This window comes from Gordonibacter sp. An230 (genome assembly GCF_002159915.1).
In the GTDB taxonomy this organism is placed as follows: domain Bacteria; phylum Actinomycetota; class Coriobacteriia; order Coriobacteriales; family Eggerthellaceae; genus Rubneribacter.
Genome location: NZ_NFJP01000005.1, coordinates 21,295 through 32,086, shown reverse-complemented (window position 1 = coordinate 32,086; position 10,792 = coordinate 21,295). Strand labels below are relative to the sequence as shown.

7 protein-coding genes and 2 tRNA genes are annotated in these 10,792 nt (G+C 62.7%); 3 read left to right on the top strand and 6 right to left on the bottom strand.

The window, feature by feature from the left end; all coding sequences use genetic code 11:
- Nucleotides 1-1,017: 1,017 nt before the first annotated feature.
- Nucleotides 1,018-1,091 (bottom strand) — tRNA-Gln (locus B5F40_RS03865).
- Nucleotides 1,092-1,126: 35 nt separating this feature from the next.
- Nucleotides 1,127-1,202, bottom strand: a tRNA-Lys gene (locus tag B5F40_RS03860).
- Between the two features lie 445 nt (nucleotides 1,203-1,647).
- On the opposite strand from B5F40_RS03860, the gene B5F40_RS03850 reads away from it, so the two are divergent.
- Complete coding sequence (locus B5F40_RS03850; RefSeq protein ID WP_204217323.1) at nucleotides 1,648-1,992, top strand: hypothetical protein; 345 nt, start codon at nucleotides 1,648-1,650, stop codon at nucleotides 1,990-1,992.
- Between the two features lie 599 nt (nucleotides 1,993-2,591).
- Here the strand turns inward: B5F40_RS03850 and B5F40_RS03845 are convergent.
- On the bottom strand, nucleotides 2,592-4,055 hold the full coding sequence (locus B5F40_RS03845) for a helix-turn-helix transcriptional regulator (protein WP_087193065.1): 1,464 nt from the start codon (nucleotides 4,053-4,055) through the stop codon (nucleotides 2,592-2,594).
- Between the two features lie 229 nt (nucleotides 4,056-4,284).
- Here B5F40_RS03845 and B5F40_RS03840 point away from each other — a divergent pair, with 229 nt between their 5' ends.
- Nucleotides 4,285-6,030, top strand: coding sequence for an FAD-binding protein (locus B5F40_RS03840; RefSeq protein ID WP_087193064.1), 1,746 nt, complete (start codon nucleotides 4,285-4,287; stop codon nucleotides 6,028-6,030).
- Nucleotides 6,031-6,415: 385 nt separating this feature from the next.
- Here the strand turns inward: B5F40_RS03840 and B5F40_RS03835 are convergent, their stop codons facing one another.
- The 3 genes from B5F40_RS03835 to B5F40_RS03825 form a co-directional block, all read right to left on the bottom strand.
- Nucleotides 6,416-7,027, bottom strand: coding sequence for an HD family phosphohydrolase (locus tag B5F40_RS03835; protein WP_087193144.1), 612 nt, complete (start codon nucleotides 7,025-7,027; stop codon nucleotides 6,416-6,418).
- Nucleotides 7,028-8,080: 1,053 nt separating this feature from the next.
- Complete coding sequence (locus B5F40_RS16925; protein WP_087193063.1) at nucleotides 8,081-8,716, bottom strand: sugar O-acetyltransferase; 636 nt, start codon at nucleotides 8,714-8,716, stop codon at nucleotides 8,081-8,083.
- Nucleotides 8,717-8,931: 215 nt separating this feature from the next.
- Nucleotides 8,932-9,813, bottom strand: a complete 882-nt coding sequence (locus B5F40_RS03825; RefSeq protein ID WP_087193062.1) for an arsenic efflux protein — start codon at nucleotides 9,811-9,813, stop codon at nucleotides 8,932-8,934.
- 323 nt (nucleotides 9,814-10,136) lie between these two features.
- On the opposite strand from B5F40_RS03825, the gene B5F40_RS16395 reads away from it, so the two are divergent.
- On the top strand, nucleotides 10,137-10,508 hold the full coding sequence (locus tag B5F40_RS16395) for a DUF2510 domain-containing protein (RefSeq protein WP_204217322.1): 372 nt from the start codon (nucleotides 10,137-10,139) through the stop codon (nucleotides 10,506-10,508).
- Nucleotides 10,509-10,792 lie beyond the last annotated feature (284 nt).

The window sequence follows — 10,792 nt, the reverse complement described above, 5'->3', positions numbered from 1 at the left end:
AATGTCTCGCTCCTGCGTACGCATCTCCAACGACCGTTCCCAACCAACGCCGTCCGGCATAAAAGCCCACAATTTCAACATCCCATGATATCACCGAAAACGCATCAAATTGAGGAAATTAATACCCATCTTCCTTGGAATACCTGCTGAAGACCCCGGTTGCAAACGATTTCGCGAACAAACTCACTCGCCAGGTTGCCTGCGCCGAACAGCAAACCCTTCCGGGGAAAGCCCCTTCCCCCAGCTCACATTCCGCCGCCACTCGCACGACGCCCCGTCCGCAAGCCTCGCGCGACGCAAGGTTCGCGTCCTCGATGCGTCGTCGAAGCGCGCCGCCCGAACGAACCCATCCTTGCCGCACTTGCAAGCTTTGCGCGCCTTTGTCCACAACTTCGCGTGATCGCGATCAGACCCGCGCATCGCCCCTGCCGCAAATCGCGCGCCTCCGCATGCCGCCATCCATGCTCTTCGCTCCGTAAGCCGCCCATCGCACGCGACGATGTCGGCCCTGCAGGCTCGTCCTCCCGCATACGCGTCGCTTTGATGCTTGATCGGCTTCCCCTGCTCGCCCATTCCATCGCGTGGGACAGCTCGTCATAAGCGCTGCCAACGACGAGCTTTTTTGCGCGGCCGCCCGCCCATCGGACGTATTCGAGCGCCGATGCATGATCTCGCCACGGCGACCGTCGCCCTCCCAAAGCACTCGCCCGGTCGTCGGATGCGTCGACCATGCAAGCGCAACCGTCATTTTTGGCCACGAAAGCCCGTTCCGGCACGACCATCGGCGCATTCTTTTCGCCAAAACATCAACGACCTGGCGTTTTTCAAAATCGCCGCCCCTCGCCCACTAAACAGGGCCGAGAAAAGCGCCCAGAACGTGCCAGAACGGACTTTCGTGGCCAAATTCAAAGAGATTCGCGAACAGGCGCCCAGCGCCCTTCGCAGATCGGGCAGAAACCGCTCATCGTGAGCCCGAGGCTATAAAAGTGTGCGGAAGGGACGCTCGAAAACGCACTATGGCTGGGCCGCAAGGATTCGAACCTTGATAGCTGGTACCAAAAACCAGAGTCCTGCCGTTGGACGACGGCCCAGTGAGCGTATTGGAACGCACGGCAGCGGACGAAAATGGTGGGCCGTGAGGGAATCGAACCCGCGACCTTGGGATTAAAAGTCCCCTGCTCTACCAACTGAGCTAACGGCCCACATCCGCGTCGATGCGCAATTGCTTATTGTACCGGGGCGCTTGCATGCGGTCAATGGCGAATACCAACACCAACCGCCATCGGTGCCATCCGCACGACGAAGACGGCCGCATCGCGATGACGATGCGCCCGCATTGCGCTCCCGGCGCCATCCTGCCGCGCCCGGCTTGCAACCGTTCGAAGACAAAGCCTGTCGCACCCTGATCGGAGACGACTTCAAGATCGCCGCAGAACCGTCGTTCCTTCGACGCATTCCGTTCAAACATCGACGCGTCCGTTTTAAAGCGAGATGGCCATATGAGCGAAACGAGCAACTGGCGTTCGAAGGCGCCCGTCGCCTACGACGGATCGGCCCCTTTGGCCCGCGCGCTCGAATTGGCCCGCAAGATCGGCGCGGGACACGCGGATCGAGCTCGTCTTCGATCGCGCCATGAAACCCTACGGCATGGGCGCCGGAACCGAAACGGCCTTCTTCGACCAAGCCGCCAAGGTGCTCGACGAGCTGAACGCCCTGGCCGACGAACTGCTGAACGCGGCATGCGATCGCCTGCTGAAAAACGCCTCATCCGCCAACCTCGTTGCAGAATGCACCGGCGATGAGGAATGCGACCCCATCGTCATGGGGCGGTCGTGGCCAGGGCGGCGTGAAAGGCTTTCTCAGAAGCGCGAGCTATGCGACGGCGCACAGTCTCCCCATCACCGCGCCCATCGCCAAAGACGCACCGCAAAAGCAGCGGAAGGCGACGGGCCGACCAAACGGGCAGCATACGGCGAAAACCGAGCGGCATGACCGCCATCGAGGCAAAACACACAGAAGACTGCCCCCCCCCCGCCCTCCGAAACTGTTCGTACCGGGCTGAGGCGAGAAAGCGCGTCTACACCTGACCAGGCGAAAGCCCTCAAAACCTGACGAGGGCGCAAACGAGCTCGCGAGCGAAAGCCAGGCCATCGCATGGGTGCGAACCCCGATCGTCGCGCCAGCTGCGGTCACCGCGCCCTCGTCGCTTGCGAAGCCCTCCGTTTCGCGCCGCAGCCCCTCTCGTCGTATTCTCGCGGGATCGCTCGAGCAGGCGGCATCCCGCGAATGTGCCGGAAGGCCATGCAAAGAGGAGACATCCTAGAACCCGAAGGACCCTTCCTGCCATGCTCCGAAAGAGCGGGCAAGCCAACAGGATCTCGAAGGGCGCGTCAAAAGAGAACGCTGGCGGCTACGGGCGAAGCGGGCGCCCTCGTCGCGCCCACGCTGAGCCTTGCAGCCTCACGCGATTCCTCAAGGGCAAATCGGACAGAGAGTGACGCGACGAAAAGCGAGGCGAAATGCGGGATAGGGCCACCAGCTCAGCGGCAAAGCGCGAACGCGAAACCAGCCGCCATCCGTTCGGCCCATCGCTACGCGTCCGCGCCCACTGCGTCGGCCCGCTCCACGAGGTCGATCAGCTCTTGCTGGGAATGCACTCCCAATTTGGCGTAGATGTTCGCCACATGAGTCTTCACGGTATTGCGCGACAGCACGAGCTTCTCTTGGATGAACGGGCCGTTGCGGCCATGCGCCAAAAGCTCAAGGATCTCCGTTTCCCGCGGCGTGAGACGATAGCGCGCGGCAACCGAGGCGCCCCGCTCCCGCAAACCCACGACACGGAGCGAAGAGGTCACGGATTCGGTTGAGCGCACGCCGTCAATGGTCGCCTGGAAGCCGAAAGGCTTGAGCACCGTAAAATTCATAGCCACGAACAGGAACAGCACCGCGGCAATGCCGATCGCCGCCACGAGCGCATCGGGCGTGGCATTCACGGCATGCCCCACTGTCGCACCAAAGAGCAATCCGGCCGACGACGCGGCGCGTCCCCACGCGAACACGGCGAGCGCGTTCACCCGGTTACGTGCGCCGATAGAAGCGAGCACGAACCACATGAGCGCGTCGAAGCACTCGCTGCCTGCATACAAAAGTCCGTGCGCCAGAGTCATATCGTCCAAAACGCGACCCGCAAGCACCACCACCATCAGAAATCCGCCCACGACGAACAGGGCCGCGGCCTGGTAGAGCACGTCGGCCTTCGGCACGTTTGGCATGCACGCCATCGCCAACAAAATGACAACCGGAACCATGCCGAAAAACGTTTGCTGCGGGTTGCCGTCCACCGAACCGAACGTAAGCGCGAAACCGTAAGCGATGCGAAAGATGAAGATGGCCACAAACAGTCCGTGGGCAAACGGCACGTACGCCGCAGGCTGGGTAATGGAAGCCTCCACCGGCGGAACCGCGCGTTTAGTCAAGTCCAACATGCCGAGCGCTAAGGGACGCACTGCGGCATAGGTGGCAAACGGAAGCACGAAGAGCGTGACCATGCCCGCCGTGACGCCAATATCCGCGAACGGCACGCGCAAAAGATAGCTTGCGACGAACGCCGAGGCGATGCACAGCATGCACGACCGTTTGGACAACGCGCACAGCGAGACGCCCATGAGCACGACGACCCAGCGCGATCCGACCGAGCGCACGCATGCGCCCGCCAGCAAAAGCGGCGCCGATTGCTGCGCAATGCCCATCACCACGAGCGCAAACCCTGCCGAGTACAACACAAACGACGCCGTTGTGATCGAACGCTCATCAAGCGAGGACGGCTTGCGCAGCGCCCAGACCGCCAGCACCACGAGCGTCGCCACGCCAACAAGCGACGAAGCGTCACGAGCGACGGGCAGCACGGCTGTGTACTGCGGATAGAGCGACGATTTCGTAAGCCATGTGCCGAATAACTCGAAGGTGAGCGCAATCAGGCAGCGTGCCCATGAAGGCGTGATGGCGAAGCGCGGCGCTTCCGCGTGCGATGATTGCGATTTCCCTACGGCGTCCATGAACGACGATCAGCCCCTCCCTTTGCGCATGCCCGCACAGACTATCGCACTTCACCCTCTCCTGACAAGGCGAAACCTCAGATCTGGTACCAAGAGGGTGAGAAGCGCCGCCCCGATCTGCCGCAAAAATTGGCCCCTTTGCGGTGAGGACGAAAGGACGGATGCGCAGCATCATGACAGCAGGTGGACCAAAGCGCATCGAAAACCATTCCAGAAGGAGGGAGCAAACATGACGAACATTGGACAGAGATTGACGCGTCGGAGCTTTTTGACAGGAGCAGCCGGGGTGGGAGCGCTTGCCGCCTTCGGACTCGCAGGATGCGCGCCAAAAGGGGCCGAAACGGCATCGGCGGAAAACGGGGCTTCCATACCTGGCACGAACGCCGACGGCCAGCCTGAGCACAGCGACTGGCTCGGCAGCGCGCCCGAGATCGCTCCGGAGGACATCGTCGAGACGAAGGACACCGAACTGCTGATCATCGGCGCGGGCAACGGCGGCATGGCCGCAGCGGCCACGGCTGCCGATCTGGGGCTCGACTTCATGCTGTGCGAGAAGACCGGCTCGGTGCAGCGCACGCGCCACTGGTTCGGCGCAATCAACACGAAGTACACCGAGGCCGCCGGCGCGCACGTGGACGAAAAGCAGCTGCTCAACGAGTTCGCCCGCTACGCTTCGGGCCAGTGCGACCAGCGCGTCATCCGCGTGTGGATCCGCGAAAGCGCCGAAATGACGGATTGGCTCGACCCTATTCTCACGTCGGCAGGTATGACCTGCGCTTTCGACAACGACATCGACCACGCGACGGGCGGCACGAGCTTCGCGCTGTTCCCGATGGAGCACTACTATTCGGGAAAGGACGCATCCGGGGAGTCGCTCGAGCGCAACAAGGTGCTGCTCGCCTACATCAACGAGCGCGGCCACGACGTGACCTACAACCACAAGCTGGTCAAGCTCGTGCAGGACGATTCGGGAAGCGTGACCGGCGCGCTCTTCGAAACGAGCGACGGGTACGTGCAGGTGAATTCCGAAAAGGGCGTGCTGCTTGCCACTGGAGGCTACACGAGCAACGCCGAGATGCTGCGCGCATGCAACCCCCTGGTGGACCGATGCGTCACGCTGCAGTACGGCTCGCCCAACAACGTGGGCGAAGGCATCAAGGCGGGCATATGGGCCGGCGGCCAGAAGGACAGCATCGGCGCGCCGATGATCTTCGACCGCGGCGCTGTGAAGCCGGGCGAGAGCGCGGGCATCATCAGCGAACCGGGCGAGGTGGCCACGTTCGTGGGAACCGACAAGCAATTCAACCTCGGATCCCAGCCGTTCATGAAGGTGGCGCGCGACGGCAAGCGCTTCGTGAACGAGTCCACGCCCTACGACTTCTGCTGCTTCGCGGCGGCCGAGCACGAAGGCGGGGTGTTCTGCCAGGTGTTCGACTCCAACCTCAAAGAGGACGTGAAGCGCTTCAGCACCATCGGCTGCTCACGACAGACCCAGCAGCTTCTGGCCAAAGAGGCCGACACCCCCATCGACGACATCTACGCCGCCGAACTTGAAAAAGGCGTCATGGTGAAGGCGGACACCATCGATGAACTGGCCGACAAGCTGGGCTTCGCGGACGAAGCGAAAGAGGCGTTCTTGGCAGAGGTGGAAAAGTACAACGGCTTCTACGACGCGCAAGACGACGCAGACTTCGGCAAGGAGGCCTACCGCCTGTCCGCATTGCGCACCGCGCCGTTCTACGGCGTGTGGTACGGAGGATCGCTTTTGACCACAGTGGACGGACTGCGCATCAACGAGGACATGCAGGTGCTCGACGCCAACGCGAGGCCCATCAAAGGCCTGTACGCAGCCGGCGACTGTTCGGGCAGCGTGTTCGGCAACAACTATCCTGAGTACATCGTGGGCTGCGCATGCGGACGCACCATCACCTTTGCCCGCCATGCCGTTCGCCATATGGCCGGCGACCTGGCGTAGCACGCGAATCGGTGACGAACGAACCCCTCTGATCGCGCGCTCTTCCACCGTGTCCGCATCGCGCAACGCGCACCTTCCCCTCTCGCAAACACGGCGGGAAGAAAGGCGCGAGAACCACGAGAGGATCGGCTGATACCGCAGCGGGGAGCGAAGCGCAACGACGATGCGATCTGAGCAAAAAGGGCGCTTCGAATGCGAGGGGGCACTGCGACGAGACGCAGGCGCGATGGAGGGCGAGAGGCGAACGCGGCGAAAGGCGTATGACCGAAGCGATCGACGCCAGATGCTCCCGCACGTGGCAAAGAGAGAGAAAAAAAAAGGGGGGGGGGTGGACGCGTAAAACCTGCGCGTCCACCCCCGGCGTCTCTTGACCTCTCAGACAGCGCTACTCGGTCGGCCGTTCGGCCTGGAACGTGTCCTTGTCGGGCGCAAAGGAGCGCATGGCTTCGATGGTGCGGGCGAACAGCTCGTCAAGCTCCCAGCCAAGCATCTCGGCACCGGAGCGGATGACATCGCGATTGACACCGGCGGCAAAGCGCTTGTCCTTGAACTTCTTCTTGAGCGACTTCACTTCGAAGTCCATGACGCTTTTGCTGGGACGCATGACCACGGCCGCGCCGATGAGGCCCGTCAACTCTTCAGTGGCGAACAGGATCTTCTCCATCTGAAGCTCGGGCTTGGGCAAGGTCGGATTGAAATCGGACGTATGGCTTTGGATGGCGCGGACGAGCTCGGACGTGCCGCCGGCAGCCTCGATGAGCGGGGCGGCATACAGGGTGTGCTTCTCCGGCTCGTCGTCGTGCTCTTCCCAATCGAGGTCGTGCAGAAGGCCGACAATGCCCCAGAACTCCTCGTTCTCAGGGTCGTACTCGCGCGCGAAGTAGCGCATGGTCTGCTCCACCGTCTCGCCATGCTCGATGTGGAACGGGTCCTTGTTGTGCTCCTGCAGAAGCGCGAACGCCTCGTCGCGCGTCATGCCCGCCTCGAGTTTCGCCATGCCCATCGCTCTCCTTCCGAAATCCCAAGATGTCAGCCTCCCTTCATGCTACCCCATTAGGCCCGCCCTGTCAGCGACTTTTACAGGCTTCCCCGTCGCCGCCGTCCTTCTTGGCTGACAGGCGCAGCCGACGGCTTCCCGCCGACGCAACGGAACGAACACGCTCCTGCGCTCCCATCCGCACCTCGACCCAGATTCCGCAGGAGCGGGACCGGTTCGCCGAGCGAGCCCATCGGCCCCACCGAAGAGGTTCGCCAACTTCGGCACGGCGGGCCGTTGCAAGTCTCAACCCGCCAGGCTCCCGCAGGCTTCGGCACGACGAATCGCCGACGGCAACACCAGATCAACAGCGGAAAAAGATCTCAGCCACCAAACCGAAATAGACGCAAACCGGCAGGCACCGGGTTCCGGATTGCGCCCCTTGCGACAGGGCGAGGCGGAGGAGCGCCTTGATCGGCGAGAAACCCTCCCAAACGCTGGAGGGATCTGCGCGGCGGGCTTGCATGGCGCCTGCCGATCTTGGTTTGACGGCGAACGTAGGGGCTCGGAACGCGCAATTCGCCAGATTGCCACCGCTCTTGGCTTGAAACACACCTTCGCAACGCAAACGACCAGGGTTTTCGACGACGAGCTCGTCGGCAAGTAAATATAGGCCTCATTTCGGCCGCGCAGCATGAACCTCGGCGGCAATCTGGCGAATCATACGCCGCAAAGGAACCCTTCGCCGTCGAACCGACATCGGTGCGGTCCAGAACGCCAGCATCCGAGCGAACCCCGGCTCCGCTCCGATGCATTCGCCGAAAACCCGACGGCATCGAACGGCCAGGCCGCCTCTGTCGTGCCGACTTAGCAGCGGATTCTGTTGAGACCCGTTTCGCATGCCGACGAAGGCAGCCCTCAAGAGCGGCTCGCTCGCAACACGCCCTCAACGGGAGCTCACACGAACAAGCCCCGCAGCGCGCCGCGCCGCCACGAGAAGACGACGCGCCGCCAACGCAAACGAAGGAGAGCGGAAGCCGAGAGTCGGTGGGGCGGACAGCGAAGCGGCAAACGTCAACGTCCTTCCTCGACCTCTGCCGCCACGGCGGCAAGGTAGGCATCGCGCGCAGCCTTCCAACGAGCAGCGTCCTCGGCGGTGATGGACCGCAGCACACGGCACGGGTTGCCCGCCGCCACCACGTTCGCGGGCACATCCTTCGTCACCACAGAACCGGAGCCAATCACCGTGTTGTCTCCGATGGTCACGCCCGGATTCACCACCGTGTGCGCACCGATCCACACGTTGTTCCCGATAGAGATGGGCTTGCCGTACTCCAATCCGCTCGCCCTCACGCCCGCGTCGATGGGATGACCCGCACAGCACAGGCTCACGCGCGGCCCTATCATCACGTCGTCGCCGATGGAGACGCGGCACTCGTCGAGCACGATCAGGCCATAATTCGCGAAGAAGCGCGCACCCGCATGGATGTTGAAGCCGTAGTCGCAATGCAGTGGAGGCTCGACGCGGGCGCCCTCCCCCATCGAGCCGAACAGCTCTTCGAGCAACTCGCGACGCAGCTCCTCCTCGTCTTCGCGCGTGGCATTGTAGCGGCGCGTCAACCGACGCGAGCGCACGCCTAGCGCCATGAGCTCTGCGTCACCCTCGAAGCGGTACAGCTCGCCCGCCTCCATGCGATCTCTCTCCGACATGCGTCCTCCTCATCGTACATTCTGACGACCGGGCGCCTCCGCATGCTCGCCCGCCAAGCATCGCAACCGAGCTGCCGGGCGGCCACCCCGCTGCGCCACCCGTCAGCGAGCGCGCAGTCGTGCCGCCGCCCGTCCGAGGACGCACCGCACGACCGTCGAGCGCCTGCCGCCCGCTGCGCGAATGCGCAGGGTCGCCCACGGCAAGCTTCCAACCCCTAGAACACGATGCCGAACGCGTCTGCGAGAAGCCCCCAGCCAACACCCATGGCGTACAACGCGACGACGATAGCTGCATTCTCCTTGACGCGACGGTTCGTCCGCACGAGCACGAGCAGACCCACACCGGCGCTGACCAGCAGCCCCGCCAGCATCGCGCCCGTTCCTAGCACGCCCTCCACGTACAGCTGCGCGATGACGACGCTAGCCGCGCAGTTCGGCACGAGACCAACGAGCGCCGAACCGAACACCGAGAGCACCGGGTTCGCCCTCAGGAGCTCGGCGAGGGCATCCTCGCCCACCACCTCGAGCGCGCCGTTCAGCACGAGAGTGACGACGAACACGAACAGCGTCACCTGCAGCGTGTGCCTCACGGCGCTTTTGAGGACGCTGCCACCGCCGTCATGGCAGTGGCAGCGCTCCTGCTCGCACAACTCATGGATGTGCAATGGGGCGTCGATGCGACGCATAATGCGCAAACCCGCATCCACGATGAACCCCATCGTCATTCCTATGATGATCTTCGCGCCGACGATTTTGAGAACAACGTCGGCTGGCACCTGTTCGGCGATGAAGATAGGCAGCATCTCGTCAGAGGTGGACAAGAGCACGGCGAACAGCGTTCCGAGCGTGATGACGCGTCCCGCCCAGAGCGTGGCCGCCGCCGCAGAGAACCCGCACTGCGGCACCACGCCCACGACGGAGCCCACGATGGGGCCCGCAGCCCCCGCACGCCGAATGGCGCCCTCGGCTTTGCCGCCCGCCTTGTGCTCAAGCCATTCCATAGCCACATACGTAACCAACAGAAACGGGATGAGGTACAGGGTGTCCGTAACCGAATGCGCGAGAACGTGCCCCGAGATATGCAAGAATTCTTCCATACCGTGCATTGTAGCCCACCAAGCCGCATCTCATCCGCACGACAGCCCCCCGTCGCGAAACGGCCATCGATCGCAAAGAGAGCCGGCAAGACCCCCGGCAGAGACTTTATCGGAGAGCGGCACGGCAGGCCTTGAACGAAGAACACCCCTATTGCGAGAGGGCGCATTGTCCAACCCGATGGCCGCGAAGCGCCTGAGGGGAAAGACGAAAAGAAAACGGGAGGGGGGGGGTAAAATTGCGCTATAGGAGCGACAATAGAGGACAGAATCCTATTGATAGGTTATACTTTTTGTTACTTATCCCACAACTATTGGAGGAGATCATGGAAACTACACAAGCTGGATGGTATCCCGACCCCTCGGGCAACCCCGAGAAGCTTCGCTATTGGGACGGCACGCGCTGGACCGACGACTTCGCCGATGCGCAGCCGAACGCCTCCACCACCTACGCGCAGACTCAGTCCTCCGACAGCGACCGCGGCCTGCGTCTGGCCGCTTTCGTCCTGTGCGTCATCTCGACCGTGGCAGTGTGCTGGGCCATCATTCCTCTTGCCTGGATGATCCCCATGACCGTGCACATCTGGGGCATCTACAAGGGAACGAAGGCGAACACAACCGGATTCGGCGTGTGCACGCTCATCTTCGTGTCGCTCATCGGCGGCATCTTGCTGCTCGTCTCCAAGAAGGATCGATAGCGCACTTTCGCTAGCACGCATCTCGGGCGCGTTGCCATACGGAATCTCGCATGTCAACGCGCCCGCATCCTCACGCCTGCGCCAATGCGTTCGCATTCGACATCGTTCGCCTAGAAAGGCTCATCTTTTTTCTTTTTTTGATATTTCCGCCGCATCTCGTTCCCGTTCGCAAGACCGCATGCTCCGCCCTTCTCGCCGCCCTCGGCGTATCGGCCCTCGCCGGACGCTCGTTCGTCACCGATTCAAACGACAGCGGACACCCCTCCGACGATGCCGAGCAAGCT